Source organism: Stenotrophomonas rhizophila, assembly GCF_000661955.1.
GTDB classification, from domain to species: Bacteria; Pseudomonadota; Gammaproteobacteria; order Xanthomonadales; family Xanthomonadaceae; genus Stenotrophomonas; species Stenotrophomonas rhizophila.
The window spans coordinates 4,009,964-4,033,466 of the sequence record NZ_CP007597.1; the positions used below are offsets into that span (position 1 = coordinate 4,009,964).

Sequence of the window (23,503 nt, forward strand, 5' to 3'; positions counted from 1 at the left end):
GGCGGCAATTAGTCGAAGGGGAATGGGCCAAAGGCAATGGGTTCGGCTTCGCACAATCGCAACATGCATGCTGCCAGCTCCGGGCCTATGGCCACGGCGGCTTCGGCGGGCGTGCCCAGTTGGTAATGGCCGTCGGGAGCCATGTCCAGATGCCTCGCCAGCAACTCATAGTAGAGTTGTTCGGTAATGTCCTCGATCGAGCAACCCGACGCGACGAAGGCGACCAAGCCTTCTTCCTCGGGTGTGCCGCGATCCCGTTCCCAGCGGCTACGGCGCAGGGTGTAGCCCACTTCGCCGTACCAGTACTTGCCTTCGAAATCTTCGTCATCGTCTTGCATGGCTGCGAGCTCAGGAAGGCGTTGGTGAGTGTTTGGGCTCAGGATCCAAAGTGAGGTGGGGCTGCACTATTTCCATAGCCCTTGATCCTTGATCTCCTTCACTATGTCCCTCATCACCTCCGGCTCGGCAAGTTTGGCGAGCAGCATGAGGTGTTCAACAGCCTTCACCTTTTGAAGGTTGCTGATACGGCAGGGACCGCCCATGGCAAGCGCAGGTACAAACCCGTACATTTCGTCCGGTGCCAAGTGGCCCAACCGCTTGTGTGCCCGCTCAAAGAGTGGAGCTTCGCGTTCGTCTGTCTGATCAAGACCGTCATGATTCAGACCAGCGATCCACGTCGATATCAGGAAATCCTGCTTACCTTCGTTCATCCATCGCGACTTGTCGGCTGGGAAGATCATTCCCCATGGGCACTGGATGGTGATACTCGAACCTGATCGGGTCCCCCACAACATCAGCTCGCCAAATGCGCTTCGGCCGATAACGTAATAGTTGTCGGCATCAGAAAAACGAGTTCGCTCCAGCCATGCTTCGACGACGTCAATGTACTCGTCGGGATCGGTCATCCAGAACATGCCGCGACCGTATCCAGCAAAGCCATACGCCTCCCAATACTCCAGCAGCTTGTTTGGCAACTTCCCACGGTACTTGCTTAACGTGTGCTCCGACACCGGTCGCACATCCACGGCGGGACCGAATGCCTTCTTCTGGTAGAAGTAGGCGAACTTGTCATCCAACATCTTGATCATTTGCAGCGCTCCAGTCCGCCATTCATTCTCGTCTTCCCACGTTCGCCCAGGGCGGCGATCTTACGGTCCAGGCCTTCGCGGTCGCCGGTGAGCAGCAGGCGGGTCCACTCTTTAAGCTCGCGGTCGGCCTTGTACATGAGCACAGCCATGTCCACCGCTGTTTCCACGGTACCGGCCACGTAGTCCCACGTGCCCTGCCCCATGCCCAGCGCCTGGTTGCCGCGCTGCACGCCCCAGCGTATGGCATTGCCGGCCTTGTCCCATTGCTGCCATTCCGGGGTCATGTCGGTGCGGGTCTGGGCGACGATGGCGTCCAGGGCCGCCTTCAGCCGCGCGCGCGGCCAGAATGGGGGCGTTGTCTTCCTCGGGCTCCTCAGGCTGGAACAGCACCTGCACCATCTGTATCGGGCCCACGGTGACCTCGGGTATACGCGCGGCCCTCGTCGTCCAGGTGGTCAGTGCGGATGCTGTCGTGGGGCAGCGAGCGCAAGGTGGCGATGGTGATTGTTCCGGCGCCAGGGCCAAGAAAAGTCGCACTGGGCCCGAAAGCTACTTCCAAACACCTCGATCTTTTGCTTCCTTCACGATATCCATCATGACCTCCCGCTCTCCAAGATGCGCAAGCAACGTAAGGTGCTCTGCGGCTTTGACCTTTTGCATGTGGTCCAAGCGGCAGGGCCCGCCCAATGCCAATGCAGGAATGAAGCCATACATCTCATCGTCGTGAAGCGGCCCAAGCAGTTTCATCGCCCGTTCGAAGAGTGGCTGGTCATTCTCGTCCGTTTCGTCAAGATAAACCTTGTCCATCTGCTCGATCCACATGGATACGAGAAAGTCAGCTTCGCCTTCTTTCATCCATTTGGACTGGTCGCTGGGGAAGAGCATCCCCCACGTTGGCAGGATTCTCAGGCTCGGACCGGTTCTCGTGCCCCACACATCAAGGCGCCCGAAGCAGCTGCGGCCGATGACAAAGTAATCGTCGTTACCTTCAAAAGGCGTGCCCTGGATCCAGGTGGAAAGGGCGACCTCATACTCTGCAGGATCGACAAGCCAGAACCTTCCGTCTCCAAACCCAGCAAAACCGAAGAGCTGCCAGTACGCCAAGAGCCGGGCAGGCAGCTTGCTACGGTACCGGGCAAGGTGCTCGGGAGTTACCGCGCCTCCTGGTACTGCAGGTCCAAATGCCTTCTTGTCGTAGAAGTACGCAAAGCTCTCATCTAGCACGGGTTTCATTTGCAACACTCAAGGCCACTGTTGGCTTTCATGGTTCCGGGCGACGCTCGTGGCGGCATGCCGGGAACGTTGCGCTGTTTCTTCCAGCGTCCACTGACTACCAAAGCCCCGCATCCTTGGCCTCCTTCACGACGTCGCGCATGACTTGCGGTGGACCCAAGTGAGCTAGCAATGTCAGATGCTCGATCGCTTTCACTCGCTGAAGGTGGTTGAGTCTGGCCGCGCCCCCGATGCTCAAAGCAGGCACGAAACCGTAGATCTCATCTACTTCAAGTTTCCCAAGCGTCCGCAGGGCCCTTTTGAATAGGGGAACTTCATTCTCATCCATTTCATCCAAATTCTCCTTGTCCATTCCGGACAGCCAAGTCGCGATGAGGAAGTCAGCTTCCTCCGGCGCTATCGGGGTTGGCGTGCTGCGGGGGAAGATCATTGCCCAAGCGGGCAGTATCTTCATGCATGGCCCGGTCTTTTCCCCCCAGATGAATAGCTTGCCAAACGCGGTTCTGCCAATGACGTGGTACTTGTCAGTGCCGTCAAACGGCGTGCCTTTGATCCATTGCTCAAGGACAAGGGCGTACTCATCGGGATCGGTCATCCAGAACAGCCCCTCGCCGTAACCGGCGAAACCGTACGCGGCCCAGTAGGCCAACAGCTTATCCGGGAGCCTTCCTCTGTAGCAGTTCAGTGTCTCGTGGGGGACTGCGCGAACGGCGACAGGCGGCCCGAATCCCATGTCTTCATAGAAGAAGCCAAAACTTCTGTCCAGCATCTTCAACCCTTGCACCTCTCTAAGTCGCCATTCATCATTTTCGGCTTCGTCATGCATGGCTTGGAGCGCAAGGTGGCGATGGTCATTGTTCCGGCGCCAACGCCAAGAAAACTCGCACTGCCCGAAAGCTACTTCCAAACACCTCGATCTTTTGCTTCCTTCACGATGTCCAACATGATTTCAGGTTCACCAAGTTGTGCAAGGAACATCAGGTGCTCGACGACCTTCACTTTCTTCAAGTGATCCAGCCGACCTGGTCCACCCATGACTAGTGCGGGAACGAAGCCATACATTTCATCCTCCGCCAACGGCCCAAGCACTTTGAGGGCGCGTTCAAACATAGGGCGGTCGTCATCGTCATCCTCATCCAAGCTGGTGCGCCTGGTTGATGCGAACCAGTTGGACATCATGCTGTCAGCGCGGCCATCACTTATTTGATCTGACTTGTCAGAGGGAAAGATCATGGCCTTGTTGCTGACAATCGTCAGGCTCGGACCTGTCTTGGTACCCCAGATGAACAATTCCCCAAAGGCACTTCGACCAATGACGTAGTACTTATCCCTTCCATAGAACTCTGTTCCGTGGAGCCACGCATTGAGGACTTCGGAGTAATCATCAGGATCTGTCATCCAAAAAAGACCATCTCCGTACCCAGCCAATCCATAGGCACTCCAGTACTCGATCAGTCTATTCGGCAACTTTCCGCGATAGTACGCCAACTTGTTAGACGGCACTAAGCGCGCATCGATTGCTGGCCCAAAACCTTCATCGTTATAGAAAGAATCGAATCCTTCATCAACCATGTTCATCATTTGCATCGCTCCAGACCGCCATTCATTTTCGTCTTCCCACGTTCGCTGATCGGTATCTTCGCCGCGGCATTGTCTAGATCCTCGATCCGAGTGTGGCCAGCCTCCCTACCACGATTCCACTGCCGACCAATGGTCTTGTTGACCTGACCATCTCCAAAATCATCTATTCGATCTTTTCCGCCTGCGATCAGATCTGGATTGTGGAGAGCGTTTAAGAGCTCCATGGTTGCCGTGGCGTACTCCTGAGCACCCTTCTTTGCCTGATCGGTTGGGACTTTCGCTAGCTTCAGCTCATCGTACTTATCTCTGTAGACCTTATCTTCGTACTTCTTCCGTGCTGCCTTCGCGATCTTTGGATCTCGGTTGTCCGAATCGAACACCCTCCTTGCCTCAAGATAGTCCTCCACAGTCATGTCGTTCAGACCCGCTTCCTGTCCCTTCAACTGGCGATCCATTTCGTCATATTTGCTTGCGGGGAGCTTCTGAGGGCTGAAGCAGCGTAAATTCTTCCGCGGCATCCGCTTCGGCAGCCGCGTGGTCTCGATCTTCCTGCCACCATCCGGCGTGCGGTTGCCATCGGCCTGACGCCGCTTGCGCGTCTTCAGTACCTTGGCCAAGCCCTTGAACGCGTCCTCCACCTCTTCCATCAGGTGCAGCAGCTTCTTGCCCACGCGGGCGGCCGTGTTGCCCGCCTTGGCCGCAGCATAGCCAAAGCCGCCGGCGCCGCCCAATTCCACGGTGACGGCGGCCAGCAGGATGGACACCACCACGTCCACCATGATCTGTGAGCTGAAGCGAGCCTCGATGCGCTCCTGTTCGTCGGGCGGTACTGCCTCCCACCAGGCCACGCCGAAGGACGGCAGCACCTCGGTGATGCCGGGGTCCTCGATCAGCAGATTGAACAGCTCCTTGGCCTCGCTGGCGGCATCCATGCCTTTGCCGCCGGTGGCGCGCAGGGCGGCGATCTTGCGGTCCAGGCCGTCGCGGTCGCCGGTGAGCAGCAGGCGGGTCCACTCCTTCAGTTCGCGGTCGGCCTTGTACATGAGCACGGCCATGTCCACCGCTGTTTCCACGGTGCCGGCCACGTAGTCCCACGTGCCCTGCCCCATGCCCAGCACCTGGTTGCCGCGCTGCAGGCCCCAGCGCATGGCGTTGCCCGCCTTGTCCCACTGCTGCCATTCCGGGGCCATGTCGGTGCGGGTCTGCACGACGATGGCGTCCAGGGCCGCCTTCAGCCGCGCGCGTGCGGCCAGGATGGGGGCGTTGTCTTCGTCGGGCTCGTCAGGCTGGAACAGCACCTGCACCATCTGTACCGGGCCAACGGTGACCTCGGGTATACGCGCGCGGCCCTCGTCGTCCAGGTGGCCGGTGCGGATGCTGTCGTCGGGCAGCATCACCTGGTAGGCCACGCCGCGCACCGGGGTGCGGTCGAGGTCGCCGTAGTGGTAGTGCAGCAGGATGTCCTGCTTGACCGGCGCGCGTTGCGCTGGCATGGCCTTGGTACCCGCCGCGACAAACCCACCCGCGGGCGGCACCGCTGCAGCGCCCGCGGTACTGCGGGCACTGGGCGCCGCACTACCGCCCGACTCCACAGTTACCGTGCTCTGCTTCACCGCCACCAACTGGCAACCGCAGGCGATGTAGTCACCCTCACGCGCCAAGGGCTGGCCATCCACGAGAAACGTGGTGTCACCCGTGATGATGGGAAATGGGCCGTTGTGTTTGGGGCAGAAGGCCTTGTCGCCCACGCGAGCGACGGCCATACCGTTGATGTCGGTGAAGGGCGAACCGGTGAGTACGGTGCCGCCGCTGCTGGTGCGATCGCCCACAACTATTACGGTGCGTCCCACGCCGTATCCTTGGCTTTTATTGATGTGCTGAAAGGCTAGCAGCGGCCATCCATGTTTCTCCTTGCCATGTGTACTCATTTCCGAGACATGCTTCATTATTTGAACGAAATGAGAGTCTTCCTACTGCACTGAGCGTCTGCATTCCAGGCGCTGTACGTGCCATTCCGCTTGGGGGTGGGCCAATCGACGTTGCGATTTTCTGGCGACTCGCTTTCCGTGCGCAATCCTCGCGGGACGCATCTCCCACTTCCCTGCTTTTCATCAAATTCCTATTCGCTGCCATGCGCGGGCATTGACACGCGTCGCAACACATTCTGGCCGAAATGCTGATAGTCGATAGCGCGCAACATCGCGCGGATGCAAAGAGGCCATAGATGGCTCAGTACTACGTCAACAACCACGCCCAGCGCACGGGCGAACATGAAGTGCACCGCCGGGATTGCCGCTGGTTGAGCGCTGTCACTTCCAAGACGGCACTGGGCGAGCACACCACCTGCCAGTCCGCCGTGCGGGAAGCCAAGCGCTTCCATGCCAACAGCGATAGCTGCGCCACCTGCTCGCCGGTTTGTCATACGCGGTGAGGGGGGCCCAGCCGGCTGCGGCCGGCTGGGCAAATAACGCTTCTGCACAAGTACAAAGGCCAACTCAGAGCCGACCGTCCTCAACGGCCGCCTTGTCCGCCATCCACTGCCCAAGTCCATACACGGCGAATCCGTACACCACCACTGCGCCAATAATTTTGAACATGATCGTCCTTCCAGCGTGTCGAGAGAGTCGAGCGTCCGTGCCCAGAATTGATCCTTCGCCGTTGATCCTGATGCGTGCTCCGACAAACCATGTCGCATGGCGCCCATATCGTTTGCCTCGACAATAGTGACCCTAAAGATATGGCCCGCCCTGCCGATGTCAGGGCGTACGGCGCGCTGCGACATCCACTGTCGCTATGCACGATGAAGATGGAACTCCCGCTACACGCCACGCTCCACGGAGGACACGGCACATGGAACAAAATGCAAAGGATCAGGCCGCAGCGCCTGTTACCAGGGAAGCAGTAGACGCCGCCGTGGCGGCATCTACCCTCGAAGTGGTTCAGCGCTATGGCGCTGCCGGTGCCGAGTACATCAAAGGCTACACCGGCCGTGATGCCGTCACCGGCGAGACGTTTGCCCTGGGCCTGAAGACCATCGCCGGTTACAGCGTGCCGGCCGATCATGCCGCCAAGGTGCTGGCCAGCCAGGCCGGCTATGCCGCTGAAGTGGCCGCCACCAGCCGCGATAATGCCGAGGCGATCATCAACGGCTCGCCGGTACGCACCGTGCGTAGCGATGATCACCCCGAGTACAAGCGCAACCACCCCGTGGTTGACCGGCTACAGGTGCTTGATGGTCAAGTGGTCATGGGCAGCGAGGGGCAGATGAAGTTTGTCGCTGCCAAGAACTGCGACGCGCTGCTGAACAAGATTGCCAAGCCCGATGGCGAGTTTGCCCGCTACCGTGGCATCAAGCTGGAGCTGCCCTCCGAGCAGATGGCCGGCGCAGAGGCCACCTGCCGCTCGGAAGCGGCCAAGCTGCGCGCCAACGCCGATGCGGTGGATGCACTGGGCAAGCCGGAGGTGGCCGCTCGCCTGCGCGAGCATGCCGACAACTACGATCAACTGGCCGGTAACCTAAAGGATGCCGGCCTGACCAGCGAGGATGCGCTCTTCTATCGCACCCACCCCCGTATCGCCACGCTGCGTGACATCGCCCATACCAGCCACCGTGCCGGCATGGAGGGCGCCAAAGGCGGCGCCATGGTCGGTGCCGCCATCAGCCTGGCCACCAATGCCTTCCTGGTGGCCACCGAGCGCCAGCAGATGAAGGCAGCCGTAGGTGCGGTGGCCATCGGCACCGCCAAGGCCGCTGGGCTGGGCTATGCCTCCGCAGCGGCGGGCGCCACGCTCACCTCGGTGATGCAGCAATCCAGCAGCCAGGGCCTGCAGACGCTATCGCGCACCACTGCCCCGGCGATGGTGGTCAACGTGTGCATCACGATGGGGGTGAGCATCAAGCGCTACGCCAACAGCGAGATCGACGGCCTGCAGTTCATGGAGGAGATCGGCGAGAAGGGCGCTGGCATGCTGGCGTCGGGCATGATGGCCGCACTGGGGCAAGTGGCCATTCCCATTCCCGTGCTGGGCGCTGCCATCGGCGGCATGATCGGCTGCACATTGTCCTCGATGTTCTATCGCGAAGCGATGCTGGCCGGCAAGAACGCCGCCCTGGCCAAGGAAGCACTGGACCAGGCCATCGAGCTGCATCAAGCCGCCCGTGAAGAAATCCAGCGGCAGCGTGAGGCACTGGCGATGTTCATGGTGGCCGAACTGCCTGCTATGCGCGCAGCCACAACCGAGCTGCTCCTTGCACTGGATGCCAGCGCGGCTGCACTGGAGGTGGATGCCTTCGCCACGGCGATCAACAGCTACGCCACGCTGCTCGGTGCCACGCTGGAATTTGGCTGCATGGACGAGTTCGAGATGTTCATGGCCAGCGATCAACCGCTTCGGCTCTAGCCGTACCAGAGCTTTATTCAGGCGGCCAATCCCTGCGCGCGCTGGCCGCCGTTGCTGATTCAGCGCGTCATCTTGACCCTCCGGAGAGACGATGTTCCTGTACTTGCTGCCCGACGCCGAGCAGGCGACCTTCCTCAAGGTTGCCCGCCTCATGAGCGTTAGCGACAACACCCTGCTGTGGGATGGAAAAGCCCACGACGAGCTCACCGGTGATACCGACCTGAGCAATGTGAGCCTGGCCGAATCCGAGCACGAGCGCGCCATCTTCGACAACTTCGCACGCGAGTGCGGGAAGGTATACCGCGCCGATGGCGTAACCAAAGACCTGCTCGCGCGCCTCAAGCAGTTGCCCCTGCTGCGCCAGGCCGATCCGGACGAGCGCGCCCGCGTGGCCTGCGACCTGCTGGGCACCTTGGTGGACGACACACTCACCGAGTCCATGCAGCCCTCCTCACCGAAAGTGATGCTGTATGAGTTGATGCTGCTGGCCTTGGCCGACGGCGAAGTCTCCAGCGTGGAGGAAGCCCAGCTGCGCTGGCTGGCCGATAGATTCGGCGTGGACCCTTACACCTATGCCGACCTGCTGGAGCGCGCCATGAGCATCAATGCCGAAGCCAGCCGCACCATCGCCATCATCCTTGAGTAAACGGAGCAGAACATGATTCCAGTGTTTGTCGGCGCGGCCATGGCCGCCAGTGCGATTTACGGCCTGTACAAAGGTGGCAAGGCGGTGTCTGACCACAAGGACGCCAACGTCGCCAACGCAGATGCCAACCAGCTGATCAGCCGTGGCACCAAGCTGTTGGATGACCAGCGTAAGAAAACCAACGCCGTGCTGGAGGACTACGGCGCGCGCAAATTGCGCTCGTTCAACGGTGCCATCAAAGACTTCGTCGAGGCCTTCGGCAAGTTGAAGAACGTGGACAGCGTGAGCTCACCGGAGCTGGAGAAGCTGGTTGACGGTGATTTCTCCGTCGTCTCCCTCGATGGGCTGCGCCGCGACTACCAGCTGTTGATGGATTCCGGCCTGGGCGTTGGCGCAGGCCTCGGCAGCGGCGCAGCGCTGGCGTTTGGCGCGTACAACGGCACCTTCCTGCTGGCCAGCGCCAGCACCGGCACCGCCATCTCCACGCTGAGCGGTGCGGCGGCCACCAATGCCACCCTGGCATGGTTGGGTGGTGGCGCGCTGTCTGCCGGTGGCTTTGGCATGGCCGGCGGCACCATGGTGCTAGGCGGACTGGTAGCCGGCCCGGCGTTGGCGATCTTCGGCCTGGTGGTCGGCGCCAAGGCCGACGCCGCGCTGTCCACCGCCAAGCGCAACAAAGAAGTGGCGCGCACGCACTACGATGAGGCCGTACTGGCCGCCGAGCGCCTGGCCGCCGTGCAGGTGATCACCACACTGGCCAACAAGACCTTCTCCAAGCTCGGCATGCCCCTGCGCCGTGGCGTTGCGGACATCCGCGCCGCCATCGCGGCGCATGGCCAGGACTTCAGCACCTACCCGCTGGAGACGCGCGAGAAGATCTTCCGGGCGGTCAAGATCGCACAGTTGATCAAGCTCATGGTGGATACGCCGATCCTGGACAAGGATGGCGCACTAGTGCTCTCCACCGAGAAGACCGTGCGCGACGTGGATGGCGTGCTGGCCCAGCTGCAGGAGCAAGCCGCGCCGGCGGCTGCCTAAGTGTGCATTCCGGCTACCCGACAGCGGTCGGGTAGCCGGTCCGCTTCCCCTGTTCCCACTCTCTGCACTGCAGCGCCCCCCAAGACGACAGCAGTGCCAAAGGCTGCACGGATGAAAGACCGTTCCAGTGACACCCTCATGCGCCAATGGGAGATGCTGCGCCTGATCCCACGCGCTCCGCGCCGCATCACCGCCAAACAGGTTCGTCAGGCGCTCATTGAGTTGGGCTTCACCGCCACCAGCCGCACCATCGAGCGGGACCTGCAGAATCTGTCCTCGCGGTTCCAGCTGGTCGTGGATGAGAGCGACAAGCCCTTTGGCTGGAGCTGGAGCAAGGACGCCAATTTTGCCTTCACGCCCCGCCTGTCTACCGCGCAGAGCGTGGCGCTGCTGCTCTCACAGGCGCACCTTCGCAGCCTGCTGCCTGCCACTGCCATGAATGAACTGATGCCCGTGTTCGACATGGCACGGGGCGATGTTGCCGCCACCGGCTGGAGCGAATGGCATCGGCGCACCGCCATTCTGCCGACGGGCATGGCGCTCGAGGCACCGGAGGTGGCCATGGCCGTGCAGGTGGATGTGCACCGGGCGCTCCTGCTGCAGCGACGCCTCACCGGCTGGTACCGCAGCAAGGGGACCGATGAGCCCAAGGAAATGGTGATGCACCCACTCGGGCTGATCGTGCGGGGCCCCGCGCAGTACCTGGTCTGCACGTTGCGCCACTACCCCGATGTGCGGCACCTGGCGCTGCACCGCCTCTCGCGCACGCAGGTGCTGGACGAGCCAGCCAACGCGCCGGAGGGCTTCGAGTTTCAGCAGTACGCATCCACGGTGGCCACCGCATACCAGGGCCGGGGGCAGATCGCACTGGTGGTGCGCTTCCATGCGGCTGCGGCCGAGCATCTGCGCGACACGCCGCTGTCAGCCGATCAGGTGATCCAGCCCCTGGGCGATGACCAGATAAGGCTGCACGCCACGGTAGAGGATGATCAATCGCTGCGCTGGTGGCTGATGGGGTTTGGTCGCCATGTGCAGGTGGAAGCACCGGCGCACCTGCGTGAGGAAATTGCTGCGGACCTGCGCGCGGCAGTGGCCGGGTATGGCTGCCCTCTGGGCGGGCAGATGGCGGAAAGCATAGCGACGTAGCACGTTCGTTCAACTAAACAAGGATTGCGATGAGCATCGAAGAGAACATGCAGAAGAATGAATTTGAACTTTCACTCAGTCTCTTGAGAGAGTGGGAGGGCCTCGATCGCGTTCGTTATGACCTGTCAAGCAAGAAGGAAACCTGGCGCAACGTGATCGACGGCACCATGCCAGTTCACGCCATGGAGTGGGGCGACTACCGTGTGTTCAGAGCGCGGGTGGTAGCAGGCGTGAAGGGCGTACTGGCCGCCGAAGCACGGTATGGCTTCCGCCTGCATCGAATCATCTGCCATGAGTTTGAGTATTGCAGGCGGCTGACCATGCCGATGGATTTGATGCTCAAGGCGCTGTCGGTAGCGCTGGCGGGCTATTTCAGCCAACAGATTGCCGATCTCCTGCTCGCGCTGTTGGTTTCCCATGATCTGCTTAAGACCCTCTGCGGCTGCTGACGGAGGTGGCAGCTGCGCAGCAGTGCTTGCTGTGAGCCAAGTGGCTACAACACTCTACTGTCAGTCGATCAGATGATCGAGGCGCGGCGCGATAGGCGAGTAAGGTGGCACCCCACGGTAGCGGATGACCACTCGCTACGATGGTGGTATGGGGTGCTGGCCGCCATGTTGATGGCGTATCTGCAGCAGTATTCAGTGCACTATTGCCCGCGCATCAAACGGTGGATACGCCCCTGAAGCGCCTCTATCCTGTTACGCATCGGCTTTGGCCAGTGATCGCGACATCAACAAAGGGATTTCGTAGTGACCATCGATCTTAAGAGCAATACCGGGCTGGCCGATGCCTGCCATGCCGCGCTTGAGCAGCACCGCAAGTGGCATCACCTGGATGGCTGGATCTCGCGGCTCTCCACGTGGCTGGCGCGGGTTGAGGCCGCCGACCACGATACGTTCGTGAGCGCAGCGTTCCAGCGGGAGCTGTGGGAAGAACGCACGATCGCGGCCACCGGCCAGGGCCACATCGACGTATCGGCCGTGATCGCCAGCAACGCCATTGCCGAGATGCTCTGGGACCTCAAGCAGGCCGAGCTCCCCGCCACCGAGGATGAGCGCATCGCCTGGTTTGGCGCCGCATGGGAGCGCCTTGACGACAGCGTGCTTGCACTGGTTCCCAAACGCCCCCGGCTGAAGATGTATCGCGTGTTCGCCTCCCTGTGGCCGGCGCACTTCACCACGGTGGCGCATTACCAGAAGCTGCGGGCGCTAGGCAAGGCGATGGGGCTGAGCACGGGTCTGGATCACCGCACCGAGCTTCACCAGCGCGTGTTGCAGCGCTTTGATGAAGCGGGCGTGGCGACCACCAGCCGCGAAGAGCGCATGACCCTGGCGTGGGCGGTATTCGTGCATTTTGTGCAGGAGAAAAGCGACGCCGCCACCGAGGTGCCCGGCGAATCGCCCAGCGAGTTGAAGCTCAACCCTCTTCCAGCCGAGCGCCGGCGGCGCGGCATGCTGGCCATCAACGGCTCGGTGCCCAGCGTGGTGGCCATGCTGGCTTTCGCAAAAGATGGCTGCAAGCGCGCCGACTTCCTGGAGCACATCCGCTCGGTTAACCCAAAGCTGGCAACCAACTCCCTGGGCACCAACCTCAACGCGCTCATCGCCGAGTGGGGCGCGCTTCGCTCCACGGGCGACGACCTGTATCTCACCCCCCGGGGCGAGGCATTGCTGGAATCTGGTGAGGCCGAAGACGTATCGGACTGGCTGCTTACCCAGATTCTCGGTTTTGACAACCTGCTGCACGCGCTCGACCAAGCGCCGTTGCCGCAGAAACAGGCCATCAGCCGGCTGCAGCGGGTCAACCCGGGCTGGACCAGCAATTTCGCTCCTACCGTGCTGATCAACTGGATCAAAGGCATGGAGCTGGCAGAGTTGGATGCAGCCAAAGTGCTGCACCTTACGCCGCGGGGCCGGGAGTGGGCCTCGCGTATCCATTGGAAGCCCGGCGAGCTACCCGCACGGGCCAAGGAAGCGGCAGACACTGCCAGCACCTCGGTAGTGACCGAGGTGGATGACCTGTGGTCGCAGCTTCCGTCGGTGCAGGCCATCAAAGCCTCATTTGGCAAGGACCTGGCATTTGATCCGAGCCTGATTACCCAGCTGCACACCGGCGTGTGGAACCGGCGCCACCCGCGCCGTCATTTTGCCGTGCTCACTGGCCTGAGCGGTGCCGGCAAGACCCTGTTGGCCATGGGGTACGCCAAGGCGCTGTGGGCTCATGCCGATGAGGAACCTGGCGACCAGAAGGGCTGGCATGTAGTGGCGGTTCAACCGGGCTGGCATGACCCGAGCAGCCTGCTGGGCTATGTGAACCCCATCGACACCGATGTGTACATGCGCACTGGCTTTCTGGAGTTCCTGCTGCGCGCCAGCGCCGATCCCGACCGGCCCTACGTTGTGCTGCTGGATGAGATGAACCTGTCGCACCCCGAGCAGTATCTGGCGCCGCTGCTGTCGGCGATGGAAACCGGCGATGACATCGAGCTCCACGCATTGGGCGATGAGGTGGGCGATGTACCCGGCCGCCTGCCCTACCCCGCCAACCTGGTCATCATCGGCACCGTGAACATGGATGAGACCACCCACGGCCTGAGCGACAAAGTGCTCGACCGCAGCACGGTCATCGAGTTCTGGGACATCCAAGTGGAACAGTATCCGGGTTGGACCACCACCACGTTGGCACCGGATGACCTGACCTTGGTAAAGACAGTGCTTGCCGAACTGATGGCCCCCCTACGCGCGGTGCGGCTGCACTTTGGCTGGCGCACCATCGGGGATGTACTGGGCTATGTGGAGGCCGGTGTGGACGGTGGCGAGCTCACCGCCCGCCAAGCGTTGGATCTCTCTGTGTATGCCAAGGTACTGCCCAAACTGCGCGGCGAGGACACCCGGCGGCTGCGTGAGGCATTCGCGGCGGTAAGCACCGTTCTTGCCGCGCACCAGTTGGACACATCGGCCACCAAGGTGAAGGAGCTCACCGTGGACCTGCACGAGCAGGGTAGCGCGCGGTTCTGGCGCTGAGCCGATGATCGTTCTTATCTGCCATGACCAGGCGCGTACCCGCTTTGAGGTGTCCCCGGGCGATTGCTGCAGTGGCTTCCGAGAAACGGGCGTCTACGAGTTCCAGGTGCTGCCGGACGGCGCCACTTTGTACATCGACGAAGCCGCGGTGGAGCCGGTATCCACCGCGGCGGGGCCTGTGCTGCGCTGGCAGGCGGGCTTCTATGCCGGTGAGGTATCGGCCGAGGTGGTGGACAGCCTCGGCCGGCCGTTGGCGAGCTATCGTCTGGATGTGGCACCGGATGCGCGCAAGATGGGCGCTGCGCTCTACCAGCAGATGATGGCGCAGATCCAGGCGTTCGACCCCGCCCTGCTGTTGGGCTCGGAAGCCGCGCAGGGCAACATCGGCGTTGTCGGCGATGTGACCACGTTGTTTCTTCAGTACGCCCGGCTGCGCCGGCACTCGGAAGGGCTGATCAAAGCGCTGCAGCAGGTGGCCGCGCGCCCCCTGACCCGGCTGCAACACGAGCGCAGGCAGGTTCCCTTCCAGCGGGTGAGGCGAATTGACACTACCTCGGCCCGGCGACTGATGGCACGGGCCGAAACGGCGGGGCTGCTGCGCAGGCAGCCTTCCGCCGCAGGCAGTACGCCCTTGTTGGAGGTCGTTCAATCGGCTGAGAACCTGGATAACCCAGCCAACCGCGCATTGGCGGCAACGCTGTCACAGGTACGGTTACGCTGCGCACACGTGGCCAGCGGCCTGGCGAAGTTGGCCGCCGTGGACAAAGAAGAAGGCGCACGCACGCCGCTGGCCTGCCGCATTGGCCGCAAGCTTGAGTATCTGGAGGCACAGGCAAGCCGCCTGCAGTCACTGGCAAAGCTATCCCCCTACGCAAACGTGAGCCGCCGCGAGGTGGGTGCGGCAGGGTTGACCGCGATCTCCGCGCATCCGGAGTACGCGCGCGCGTATCGCCTGGGGTGGGCAACGCTGCGGCCGGGCGTGGCCGGGCCGGATCGCGACGAGCAACTGTGGCTCAGCCCCACCTGGGAGATCTACGAACGCTGGTGCTACGTGCGCATTCTGGACAGCCTGCGCACGCTGTTCCCGGGCCTGGCATGGGCACGCGGGACGCAAACTTCGGTGGACGTGATTCGCTACGTGGGAGCCGCCGGGCATACACGCGTGGAAGCCTCGCTGCAGCGAACGCTCGTGACCGCCGAGGGTGCATCCAAGGGGCTGCGGAGTATCTCGCTGCAGTTGAAGCCAGACATCCTGGTGACCACGGAGATCGCGGGCGCCCGGCGGATGCTGGTGCTGGATGCGAAGTACCGCACTGGCCGGCACAACATCCTGCAGGCCATGCGCTCGGCGCACCTCTACCAGGATGCGCTGCGATGGGACGGCCAGCGCCCGGACTGCTCCCTGCTTCTGGTGCCTGCGGGGGGTGACGCGCCCTGGCTGGAGGTACCTGCCTTTCATGCGGAGAACCGCACCGGCGTGCACGTGTTGGCGCTTGATCAACCTGCAGCGGCGTTGGATGACATGCTGCGGCGGTGGCTGCACCCGGCGCAGCCCGCCGCCTGTTGACCGGTGGGCTGTCCTTTCCTCAACCCGCGCCCTCCTGCCGTGTCAGCTTGACTAGCCGCTCCCCACTCCTTTACTGGGATCAGGCCCCACGCCAGGCAACAGACCTCGAACGAGGCGCGCCAGATGGGCCGGCACAGTTCCGGGCGTGGCGGAAGGCATCGACCACTTCTGACAAGGCGAGGCGCCCGGTGGGCGGGGTCATGGCTTGGTCTCCAGTGGGTGTCGCGCCGCAACAATGCGAGACATTGGCGGATGCTCGGCTGAAAGTGGTTGGCGAGTGGTGACGTTGCGCATGGTGTCCGCCCCAGACGGCAGTGGCTTTCGCCTAGGCAGGCGAAAGGATGTCGGGAGGCTAGAAACCGAGCATGCGCCCGGCGGGCGCATTCCCCCCTACGCGATGAATGCCTTAACGAGCATTGGTTTCCGACGTTGATCCCACTGAATGGGGGGAGCTGGGCTTCCATCATTAGCGCTCACTTTTGATGAGAGCCTGGCTCTTCCCCACAGCAAGCCCCCTCACCCCACCCCAAACGGCGAACACCGCCACCCAAGCTGCCGGGCCGCCATCGCCTCCAGATCCCGGTCGCCGCTTTCAAAGCACGGCGCCGGCTCCGGCTCACACGTGGCCACCCTCGCCCCCTCCAGGGCCACCGCGCCTGCCGGCCGCTCAACCGGGTCGAAGGCCCCGGCCTCTGCGTCGGCATCCACACACGATTGCTGCACCACATACTCCCGCATCAACCGCTGGAGCACCTGTGCGGCGGGGCGGTGTTCGCGCGCCGCCGCGTGCTGAAAGCTGGCGCGCAGGCCAGCGGCCATTTCCAACTGCATGAAGACACTCTTGCTCATGCGTTCCTCCCACTGCTGGGTTATGAAACAGGTTGTACATCCACACTGCACCGGGCGTGCAGTGGCGTGCTGGCGTTTGCGCCCGCCACAGCGCAGCGCTGCCGAACCGGGGCATGCGCTACGGCTGTCCGGCCAGGCCGCCCGCAAGGGCTGGCGGGCACTGGCCGTGCAGCGGCCCACCCGACGGGTGGGCGCGGGCGCTCAGCCGGTGCGGCGCTGCAACTTGCGGGGGATCTTCTTGACCACCGGCACGGGCCGCTCCACCACCGTAAGGGTGATGCTGCCGTGCGTGGCCTCCACCTTCAGGCGGGCGCCTACGTCGAAGCCGAGCTTGTCCAGCCAGCGGCCGCGCAGCTTGAGGTAGGGAACAATCTCGGTGGGACCGCATTCTTCGCGGTCCGGGTACGTCAGCGCGCCTACGCGGTAGCTGCGTGCGGGGCGGGCGTAGGGTTTGCGCTTGGGGCGCGCGTCATCGGGTTCGTCTTCCCACGGCGTCAACATGTTGGACCTCCTGCAGGGCGTGCCCTTGCCGGGATGGCAAGGGCGTCGGGAGGTTAGAAACCGTCTAGCTGCAACCGGCGGGCGTATTTCCACGAGGGTGTTGTATTAGCCACCCTCCCGACAAAGGGACGTCCAACATTTTGCAGCTAGAGGAGTTTCTACGCTCCGATGAACACCATGCGCGTTGGTGCGGAGGATGGGAAATTGCTTGTTCCTGTTGATCTGGCGCGGGTTGGTTGGCTGCGTCTACGGTGCGACGCAATCAGCCCAGAACAGTCGCAGCCTGTGGGAAGGTCTGCGCGCATCCTTCGCCCTCTTTCAGGAGGTGATCAGATGACAAAGGTTGATGGGGAGTGGCTGCGGGAGTTTGATGACGCAATGATGGAGTTCTTTGCCATCGACCACTCGGACGCCGGAATGGATGAATTTCTGCTTGCGCGTTACATGGACCTTCCCGCGTGGGAGGCAGCGCTGGCGTTTGGGGAGGACTACGACTTGGTTCGGATGGACTCGTTCTGGTCCCTACGACACCAGCCCTAGCAACTTGGCGCGGCTCAACTCGTAGGCTTACACGCTGATCCAAGTTCGGACCTCTTCAGCGAGCACGCCTTCGCTCAGCACAGGGTCTGTCCCAGATGACGCCACCCACGCAAACTTCCTCACCCGAATCTTGCCGATTGCGGCTGGCAAGGGTACCAATCCATCCTCCCTGTGCCTGAAGCCCACGATGAAGCCTCTCTCTGCCTCAAAGCCAGATGCGAATGCCACGATCTGATTGAAGCTCGCACGGTCCCAGTCGCCACCGAAGTACTTGTACTTGACGTCCCCCACGATGCGACCTCCGTCCACAACGAGATCTGGATTGAGCGTGATCCCACCCTCCGTTAACCGGAGCCCTCGCTTCCTCACATCAATCGGTGATAGCGCGTTTGCGAGGATGTTGCGCAATCCACTTTCCACTATGCCTGGCGTTGGGATCAGGAAGCAGGTCCCCGCGACATTGCCCGCTTCCATGGATGCTCCTCGCGACGCCAGAACTAGCCTCGCAAGCGGCAGTACCCGTGAGTAGCGCGCATGCAGACGTGTCGCTTGGAATCGCCAGTCGGATTCACGTAGGACACCCACAGGACCCATCGCCAGTACGAGACGGCGCGCGTGCCGCCTCTGGGACAAGTCGATAGCCGGGTCCGCAGCCACGGCTGCACAGCTCGCCTTCATCAGACGATTGATCGCCGCGTCTTCGTCTAGCTCTGAATAGGTGCAATGAACCACGACTCGACCAGAGAGGTTTGCCAGCACCGTGGGTACAGGCTGTACGGAGCCTCTCACCTCAGAAAGGCCATCCTCGTACTCGCTGTAGTCCCTATGCAGTCCAAGCCGTAGCACTCGCTCGGCTTCCGTCAGCAGCCAGCTACAGACCAGTTCACGCAACTCTTGCGAGCTGCCGACGCGAGTTGGCGAATCATCCACTCTCGGCGCCACCTCAGACCTCCCCATTAGGTGGCAGAAGTGGCTCAGCGGGATCTTGGGCACAACCTGGAGCTGTAGGTCGCCCAAACGAACTACGCCCACTACGTTCCTAAATTTCAGTAGGTGCGTGCCATTAGGCCGATACCCGACGCTAACCACTGATGCTTGTTCATCCGGGTTACCGATACCGTCGGTATTCGTTTTAGCCTTTGAGCCCCACCAGTTTAGGCGGCCGGCCATCCGACGACCAATTTCCTCTAACGCGTGAACCTGCTGATCTGATAAGCGAACAGAGCATTCTCGATTTTCCTCGAGAACCACTTCAGTCAGCATAGTCAGGCCACAACTGGTTGACGCTCAGGGAACCCATGCCATCCGGCTGATCGTAGTAGTACTCCTCAATGAGGGGCAGCAGCTTTCGCATCCAGACTTCCCTTAGAACTTTTGGGGACATGTCATTGCGCATGAAGAAGGAATGGCCGATGGTGTGGTGTCGGTCCAGATCCCTTGTGAGATGCCCATTGAGCTTGGACAGCCCCTCTATCACGGCTGCTGAGGGTAGAGCTATGGAGCTGAAGTAGCGCTCCAGCACTTCCGCATCCGGTGCGAGCTCGAAAACCTCGAAACGGCGCCGCATCGCCGCATCTATGGAGCGAATGCTGCGATCGGCGGTGTTCATCGTTGCGATGAACATCAGGTTCGAAGGCAGCTTGAACTCCTTGGAGAGCTGGAGACTAATTGCCTGATCCCGATACTCAAGAAGATACAGAAGCTCGCCCATCACCCGAGGGAGATTTGCCCGATTTGCCTCATCCATGATGATGACGTAGGGATGGTCTGGATCGTTGAGATGTCCCGCCTGGCGCATATCACGCACTACCTGCAGCACTACACCAGCTGTCACATCGAACGAAACGCCTGAAGGACCTGCTACTGGTCGCAACCCTTCGATGAATGCCTCGTACGTGTAGCTGGGATGGAACTGCACCAGTCGCACTGCACCCTTACGACCGTTGGTTAGGTAGGTTGCAAGCTTCTGGGCCACCCAGGTTTTACTGGTGCCGGGTGGGCCCGCCAGAATCAGCTGTGGCTGACTCCCGCGCAGACAATCGATCATGCTGCCGAGTGCTTCTTCGGTGAGGAGCGTCTCAGCCGCCAACCATGACATGTCCAGATCCGGTTCGGGCTCGGCTGAAATGGGCGATCCGTCCGCGCCAGCGGCATCTTGGCCGTCATCGCCGCCGGGGTATGAGTCTTCGAGTCTCTCGTACACGTAGCCGAATGCATTTTGATTCACCACGCTGAGAGATGTGGAGAACCCGTCTACCAGTTCCAATTCCTCCACGGGAAAGGGGTCAATGAACTCGATAGCCTCGACTTTGAACCACGTCTTGTAAGCGCCGTTGGCGCTATCGTTGAATCGACTTCCTTCGTCGTGGGTCCCCGGTAGCGCGGGCCATGGATTGGCCATTCCATCCGCAGACGGCGCGCAGCGGAGCGCGCCCACGCGCGCCTTGGCGACGATCTGCCGCCTGCCGCCATTGATGTAAAGCGTGAAACCTCTGGAGAGCTCGTCACGAACGCCCTCTCGGAGCCTGAATGTCCAGCCGCTCGCCCATCCACCATTGCTGTCTATGCTCTCTCGTACAGAGCTAAAGTCCCGAGAGATTGTCCCCCATGTCCCCACGAGGGCAACGCGTCGTTCCAGCCCTGGCGCCACCCGGCCTTTGTGAGCATCGACGACTGCGCCGTAAGCCCGCAGAGCAGCGTGGAGATCGGCGATCAGCGATTCATCGGAGGGGAGTTCATCCACGCCGTAGTACTTGGACGCGATCGTGGACGCCTCATACATACGGGCCTTGCTGCCCTTGGAACGGAGATCTATGCCCGCGGAGAAGTCGAAGCCCGCTCCAGCAAGGCCGGGAATGAGAGCCCTCACCCCATCTGCGCGGTCATTGAGCTTCCTAACGGCCTCCTTGCGATGAAGTGACTCGAGCTCGGTGACTCCTTGGGCGAGAGTGAGGTAGACCCCGTCCCCTGCCTCGCTGAAGAGGTAGACCACATAGACGCCACGTTGAGTGGTGGTGGTCTCTCGTCGATCCAGGATAGATAGCCAAGGGATTGTTGCCCAGTTGCCCTTGCCGTAGCTCGCCACCACTTTTAGATGCTGGTTGCCGGCAATAGTCGGAATGCGCTCAACTGCCTCTCTTAGCTCCCGAAAGACTTCTGAGACTTCATTCTCCCCGCCAAAGCTGACTTCAGATCGCGCTTGCTGGTACGTGCGCAGGATCGTGCCAAGCATGCCCCTTAGGTCCTGGGCTTTTTGGCCTGGCAATTGATCTGTCATATGAAGCTCCTAGCCGCTGTCTGGTGGCCATGCTGAAATCAGGCCAATTGCGACAACAGTATCGGAACGCCATAGCCCTCATCAATGGCTTCTTGGGTAGTGGCACTAGCTCCCCCGGCACCTATCCGGGCCGGCGAGACATCCACTTCCGCAGCGACGCTGGAGCAAGCGCTGATTATCCGGCTAGGAATACTGGGCCCGGGTACCGAGACTGTTCTTGCTGCGCTAAGACAATGGTCTGGTGTTTACCAGCCGCGACTCTACGCGCCTTGCACGCAGCTACGGTCGGAAGCAGAAGTCCATCCCGCCTCATTGCCCGCAACAGAACGGAATGGTGGAACGCGTGACCCGCACGAAATCCTTGACCAGCATCTCGGTAACTTAGCCATTGACCTGCGGCGCCCGCTCAGGGAGCAATACTGCGCCAGTATCGCTTTGAAAGCCAGGTGCATACCTTGCGCATGATCGCCTTCTACAACCAACAGCGCCGTCATCAGGCGTTGAGGAGGAGGATCCCGTATGCAGCGTATAGCGCTACGTTAACGGCATTACCCAAGAAGAAACCAGCGGATCATCTCACTCACGCCGCAACGCCTGGCTCCTGGCAAGCAACTCGATAACTCTCACTTTGGGCAGCCGCAAGTATTGCGTCAGAGATTGCCTGGCAAAGTGAAAGCACAATCGTAACCCGCTCTCTGAATACATCACTATCCACCTGAAGGCCTTCGCCGTGGGCGATTTTATGTCGCTCTGCTAGCAGAAGTGAATCGACGAATGTCTTCGCCGCGACCCACTCGGCAGCGCTCATGTTCAACTGGCCATCAATCCCTATGGATTCCATCAGGCAACTCAAAACTTCCGAACTTGGATTCCCATGAGTTCCGACCTTCCACCGGGCCGGGCCCGTAGTTGCATCGCGAATCTTCTTTGAGAGTTTTAGGTGATGCTGCCGCGCGCCGGGATAATTTGCCTTTGCAGCCTCCACGACATCATCATAGAAGGAGATGGCCACGAAATGATCGCTCATTTCGGTGTACTTAAGCTCTTGGGAAAATACGAATTTTACATACAGGCCAACAGCCTTTTTTAAGAATCCCTCCCAATGTGCACAGAGCATAACGACGCCAGCTCTGCAGTAATACTGCTTGGAAGCCGACACTCTGGCTGTAGCGCGCAAGATCGCCACTATTTCCTTCTTCCTCCACGCCAGATCCCTGTCTATCTTTTCCTGAAGTTGCACTATCGTCTGGGGCGGCATTATCTCAACTCCCTGAATTCATGACGACCGCGCCATCCATTTCAGGATTTTACTGAACGCTTGGAGGTTTTCTTCGTGACTTTAGAAGCAGCGGAACTTCCTGAAACCTTATCCTTTGAACGTGATGGGACACCCAAACCTTCAACCCCTCGCTTGGCAACGACCTTCTTCGCAGCCTTCTTTGCCCCTACCTTCTTCGCGGCGGACTTACTCTTATTCTCAGCCTTTTCCAGTGCGGCGACTACCAAGCCATCCGCCACAGGCTTGACACGGAGCATTCTTTCGCGCGCCCGAAGCCCCGAAAAACTCTTCTTGTACGCGTCTGTTTCCCAAACACTCTTAATTACATCTTCCAAGTCAAAATTCGACTTTACTTTCTTAATCCGGTCCCAATGACGACCGATTGAAAGACCAATTCCCTCAAACGCAGCCAGGGAGAAGGCCCCCCTAAACATTCCCAATTTAGAGTTCCAAGGACGGAAGGAGTCCCCTCCAACCTCGTTGTCCAAGTAGGAAAAGACCTCCTCAAACAAAAGAACTTCGGCATCAATATCAAAGCGCTTGTCTAATGCAATCACTTCCATGCGATCCCTAAGAAAATCATGCACATCACCGATCTCCTTGGGGCCAACATCCCTGAGGGTCATGAATCTCAGGGCCAAATCCATGTCATATCGCTCATTACGCTGAGTATCACTCAGAAGGGTGCAGGAAATGAACGCATCATTCTCAGCTAACGCCTTTAGCTTCCTGTACATCGGCGAATTCAAACTAACCAATATGCAGTTTCTAATCTCCTGAGGAGAAAGAGAGGCGCCATAAGTGTTCAGACGCTCGAACAGATCGAACTTGCCCGTCGAAGCAGAACCCTTCTCTCGCTCGAGTATCTTTACGTCGAGCCTTGTACGCTTAAACTCAAGCTTCAGAGTTTGATCCAAGCCAGCGTAGGTAGCGCCCTTGAGAGAAGGCAGGTGCTTCGTCGCCTCGAGAATAAAGGCCGGCTTCTGCACAACTTCATCATCAGTATCTGATTTTGGGCCCGACAACTCCCCCATGAATTCAAATATTGTGGAAAGGCGCTGAACACCATCAATCACTTCCCAGATTCCGTTCTCATTCGACGCCACATAGATCGGAGGCAACGGTATGCCCAAGAGCAGGGACTCAATTAGGCGTGATTTTTGCTGCGGAATCCAGCGAAACACACGCTGAAATTCAGGGTGAATGTCAAGCTCATTGTCCTTATAGAGGTTAAGCACCTCACCAACGGACATCGATAGATTCTCAGATGATATCTCGCGGCGCTTAGAGTCCACTTCACTCTTGATCGACATCCCAACTCCTTAGCTGTC

Annotated in this window: 23 protein-coding genes; 9 read left to right on the top strand and 14 right to left on the bottom strand. The window is 60.6% G+C overall.

The features are described 5' to 3' along the window. Window positions 1–8: 8 nt before the first annotated feature. The 7 genes from DX03_RS17585 to DX03_RS20470 all read right to left on the bottom strand — a co-directional run bounded on the left by DX03_RS17585 (window position 9) and on the right by DX03_RS20470 (window position 5,752). Entirely contained in the window at window positions 9–338 is a 330-nt protein-coding gene (locus DX03_RS17585; protein ID WP_038690803.1) for a hypothetical protein, read from the bottom strand. 66 nt (window positions 339–404) lie between these two features. Continuing rightward, window positions 405–1,088: a GAD-like domain-containing protein gene (locus DX03_RS17590; protein ID WP_038690805.1), complete on the bottom strand. Its 684-nt coding sequence runs from the start codon at window positions 1,086–1,088 to the stop codon at window positions 405–407. Further along, on the bottom strand, window positions 1,085–1,372 hold the full coding sequence (locus DX03_RS17595; protein WP_038690807.1) for a hypothetical protein: 288 nt from the start codon (window positions 1,370–1,372) through the stop codon (window positions 1,085–1,087). The genes DX03_RS17590 and DX03_RS17595 overlap by 4 nt, the downstream gene beginning before the upstream one ends. 265 nt (window positions 1,373–1,637) lie before the next feature. After that, window positions 1,638–2,321: a GAD-like domain-containing protein gene (locus DX03_RS17600; RefSeq protein WP_038690809.1), complete on the bottom strand. Its 684-nt coding sequence runs from the start codon at window positions 2,319–2,321 to the stop codon at window positions 1,638–1,640. Between the two features lie 97 nt (window positions 2,322–2,418). After that, entirely contained in the window at window positions 2,419–3,147 is a 729-nt protein-coding gene (locus DX03_RS17605) for a GAD-like domain-containing protein (protein ID WP_051598905.1), read from the bottom strand. 71 nt (window positions 3,148–3,218) lie between these two features. Continuing rightward, window positions 3,219–3,902: a GAD-like domain-containing protein gene (locus tag DX03_RS17610; RefSeq protein ID WP_081797271.1), complete on the bottom strand. Its 684-nt coding sequence runs from the start codon at window positions 3,900–3,902 to the stop codon at window positions 3,219–3,221. Next, complete coding sequence (locus tag DX03_RS20470) at window positions 3,899–5,752, bottom strand: PAAR domain-containing protein (RefSeq protein WP_219335232.1); 1,854 nt, start codon at window positions 5,750–5,752, stop codon at window positions 3,899–3,901. The genes DX03_RS17610 and DX03_RS20470 overlap by 4 nt, the downstream gene beginning before the upstream one ends. 374 nt (window positions 5,753–6,126) lie before the next feature. Between DX03_RS20470 and DX03_RS20800 the strand changes: the two genes are divergently transcribed. The 6 genes from DX03_RS20800 to DX03_RS17640 all read left to right on the top strand — a co-directional run bounded on the left by DX03_RS20800 (window position 6,127) and on the right by DX03_RS17640 (window position 11,582). Then, window positions 6,127–6,333 (top strand): hypothetical protein, encoded by a 207-nt coding sequence (locus DX03_RS20800; protein WP_081797273.1) that lies wholly within the window; start codon window positions 6,127–6,129, stop codon window positions 6,331–6,333. Window positions 6,334–6,815: 482 nt separating this feature from the next. After that, window positions 6,816–8,303: a hypothetical protein gene (locus DX03_RS17620; protein ID WP_219335233.1), complete on the top strand. Its 1,488-nt coding sequence runs from the start codon at window positions 6,816–6,818 to the stop codon at window positions 8,301–8,303. Between the two features lie 91 nt (window positions 8,304–8,394). Further along, window positions 8,395–8,949 carry a hypothetical protein gene (locus tag DX03_RS17625; RefSeq protein ID WP_038690813.1) on the top strand — a complete coding sequence of 185 codons (555 nt, stop codon included), beginning with the start codon at window positions 8,395–8,397 and terminating at the stop codon, window positions 8,947–8,949. Between the two features lie 12 nt (window positions 8,950–8,961). Further along, window positions 8,962–9,987, top strand: coding sequence for a hypothetical protein (locus DX03_RS17630; protein WP_051598908.1), 1,026 nt, complete (start codon window positions 8,962–8,964; stop codon window positions 9,985–9,987). Between the two features lie 111 nt (window positions 9,988–10,098). Then, complete coding sequence (locus DX03_RS17635; protein WP_051598909.1) at window positions 10,099–11,133, top strand: helix-turn-helix transcriptional regulator; 1,035 nt, start codon at window positions 10,099–10,101, stop codon at window positions 11,131–11,133. Between the two features lie 29 nt (window positions 11,134–11,162). Beyond that, window positions 11,163–11,582 (top strand): hypothetical protein, encoded by a 420-nt coding sequence (locus DX03_RS17640; protein WP_038690818.1) that lies wholly within the window; start codon window positions 11,163–11,165, stop codon window positions 11,580–11,582. Between the two features lie 252 nt (window positions 11,583–11,834). Here the strand turns inward: DX03_RS17640 and DX03_RS21280 are convergent, their stop codons facing one another. Continuing rightward, window positions 11,835–12,026 (bottom strand): hypothetical protein, encoded by a 192-nt coding sequence (locus DX03_RS21280; RefSeq protein WP_185753386.1) that lies wholly within the window; start codon window positions 12,024–12,026, stop codon window positions 11,835–11,837. Window positions 12,027–12,035: 9 nt separating this feature from the next. Between DX03_RS21280 and DX03_RS17645 the strand changes: the two genes are divergently transcribed. Continuing rightward, a complete protein-coding gene (locus tag DX03_RS17645; RefSeq protein ID WP_185753387.1) occupies window positions 12,036–14,159 on the top strand; it encodes an McrB family protein in 2,124 nt (707 codons plus the stop codon). A gap of 4 nt (window positions 14,160–14,163) precedes the next feature. Continuing rightward, window positions 14,164–15,726: a DUF2357 domain-containing protein gene (locus tag DX03_RS17650; RefSeq protein WP_051598910.1), complete on the top strand. Its 1,563-nt coding sequence runs from the start codon at window positions 14,164–14,166 to the stop codon at window positions 15,724–15,726. 516 nt (window positions 15,727–16,242) lie between these two features. Here the strand turns inward: DX03_RS17650 and DX03_RS17655 are convergent. Beyond that, a complete protein-coding gene (locus DX03_RS17655; protein WP_038690822.1) occupies window positions 16,243–16,575 on the bottom strand; it encodes a hypothetical protein in 333 nt (110 codons plus the stop codon). Between the two features lie 201 nt (window positions 16,576–16,776). Next, the gene (locus DX03_RS17660) at window positions 16,777–17,076 is read right to left on the bottom strand and encodes a SymE family type I addiction module toxin (RefSeq protein ID WP_038690824.1); all 300 of its coding nucleotides are present in this window, start codon (window positions 17,074–17,076) and stop codon (window positions 16,777–16,779) included. Between the two features lie 333 nt (window positions 17,077–17,409). On the opposite strand from DX03_RS17660, the gene DX03_RS17665 reads away from it, so the two are divergent. Continuing rightward, the gene (locus DX03_RS17665) at window positions 17,410–17,616 is read left to right on the top strand and encodes a hypothetical protein (protein WP_038690825.1); all 207 of its coding nucleotides are present in this window, start codon (window positions 17,410–17,412) and stop codon (window positions 17,614–17,616) included. A gap of 27 nt (window positions 17,617–17,643) precedes the next feature. Here the strand turns inward: DX03_RS17665 and DX03_RS20805 are convergent, their stop codons facing one another. The 4 genes from DX03_RS20805 to DX03_RS17680 form a co-directional block, all read right to left on the bottom strand. After that, the gene (locus tag DX03_RS20805; protein ID WP_081797274.1) at window positions 17,644–18,879 is read right to left on the bottom strand and encodes a 5-methylcytosine restriction system specificity protein McrC; all 1,236 of its coding nucleotides are present in this window, start codon (window positions 18,877–18,879) and stop codon (window positions 17,644–17,646) included. Then, window positions 18,869–20,848: an MrcB family domain-containing protein gene (locus DX03_RS20475; protein ID WP_219335234.1), complete on the bottom strand. Its 1,980-nt coding sequence runs from the start codon at window positions 20,846–20,848 to the stop codon at window positions 18,869–18,871. The genes DX03_RS20805 and DX03_RS20475 overlap by 11 nt, the downstream gene beginning before the upstream one ends. 625 nt (window positions 20,849–21,473) lie before the next feature. Continuing rightward, window positions 21,474–22,151, bottom strand: coding sequence for an MAE_28990/MAE_18760 family HEPN-like nuclease (locus DX03_RS21285; protein WP_185753388.1), 678 nt, complete (start codon window positions 22,149–22,151; stop codon window positions 21,474–21,476). Window positions 22,152–22,192: 41 nt separating this feature from the next. Then, window positions 22,193–23,485, bottom strand: a complete 1,293-nt coding sequence (locus DX03_RS17680; protein WP_081797275.1) for a DUF262 domain-containing protein — start codon at window positions 23,483–23,485, stop codon at window positions 22,193–22,195. Window positions 23,486–23,503: the final 18 nt, after the last annotated feature.

Coding starts and splice junctions, on each gene's coding strand:
- DX03_RS17650 (WP_051598910.1), top strand. CDS start 14,164: ATGATCGTTCTTATCTGCCATGACCAGGCGCGTACCCGCTTTGAGGTG.
- DX03_RS17665 (WP_038690825.1), top strand. CDS start 17,410: ATGACAAAGGTTGATGGGGAGTGGCTGCGGGAGTTTGATGACGCAATG.
- DX03_RS20800 (WP_081797273.1), top strand. CDS start 6,127: ATGGCTCAGTACTACGTCAACAACCACGCCCAGCGCACGGGCGAACAT.
- DX03_RS17600 (WP_038690809.1), bottom strand. CDS start 2,321: ATGAAACCCGTGCTAGATGAGAGCTTTGCGTACTTCTACGACAAGAAG.
- DX03_RS17605 (WP_051598905.1), bottom strand. CDS start 3,147: ATGCATGACGAAGCCGAAAATGATGAATGGCGACTTAGAGAGGTGCAA.
- DX03_RS17640 (WP_038690818.1), top strand. CDS start 11,163: ATGAGCATCGAAGAGAACATGCAGAAGAATGAATTTGAACTTTCACTC.
- DX03_RS21285 (WP_185753388.1), bottom strand. CDS start 22,151: ATGCCGCCCCAGACGATAGTGCAACTTCAGGAAAAGATAGACAGGGAT.
- DX03_RS17625 (WP_038690813.1), top strand. CDS start 8,395: ATGTTCCTGTACTTGCTGCCCGACGCCGAGCAGGCGACCTTCCTCAAG.
- DX03_RS17635 (WP_051598909.1), top strand. CDS start 10,099: ATGAAAGACCGTTCCAGTGACACCCTCATGCGCCAATGGGAGATGCTG.
- DX03_RS17590 (WP_038690805.1), bottom strand. CDS start 1,088: ATGATCAAGATGTTGGATGACAAGTTCGCCTACTTCTACCAGAAGAAG.
- DX03_RS17610 (WP_081797271.1), bottom strand. CDS start 3,902: ATGATGAACATGGTTGATGAAGGATTCGATTCTTTCTATAACGATGAA.
- DX03_RS17680 (WP_081797275.1), bottom strand. CDS start 23,485: ATGTCGATCAAGAGTGAAGTGGACTCTAAGCGCCGCGAGATATCATCT.
- DX03_RS17660 (WP_038690824.1), bottom strand. CDS start 17,076: ATGTTGACGCCGTGGGAAGACGAACCCGATGACGCGCGCCCCAAGCGC.
- DX03_RS17630 (WP_051598908.1), top strand. CDS start 8,962: ATGATTCCAGTGTTTGTCGGCGCGGCCATGGCCGCCAGTGCGATTTAC.
- DX03_RS17655 (WP_038690822.1), bottom strand. CDS start 16,575: ATGAGCAAGAGTGTCTTCATGCAGTTGGAAATGGCCGCTGGCCTGCGC.
- DX03_RS20475 (WP_219335234.1), bottom strand. CDS start 20,848: ATGCTTGGCACGATCCTGCGCACGTACCAGCAAGCGCGATCTGAAGTC.
- DX03_RS17585 (WP_038690803.1), bottom strand. CDS start 338: ATGCAAGACGATGACGAAGATTTCGAAGGCAAGTACTGGTACGGCGAA.
- DX03_RS17595 (WP_038690807.1), bottom strand. CDS start 1,372: ATGACCCCGGAATGGCAGCAATGGGACAAGGCCGGCAATGCCATACGC.
- DX03_RS20805 (WP_081797274.1), bottom strand. CDS start 18,879: ATGCTGACTGAAGTGGTTCTCGAGGAAAATCGAGAATGCTCTGTTCGC.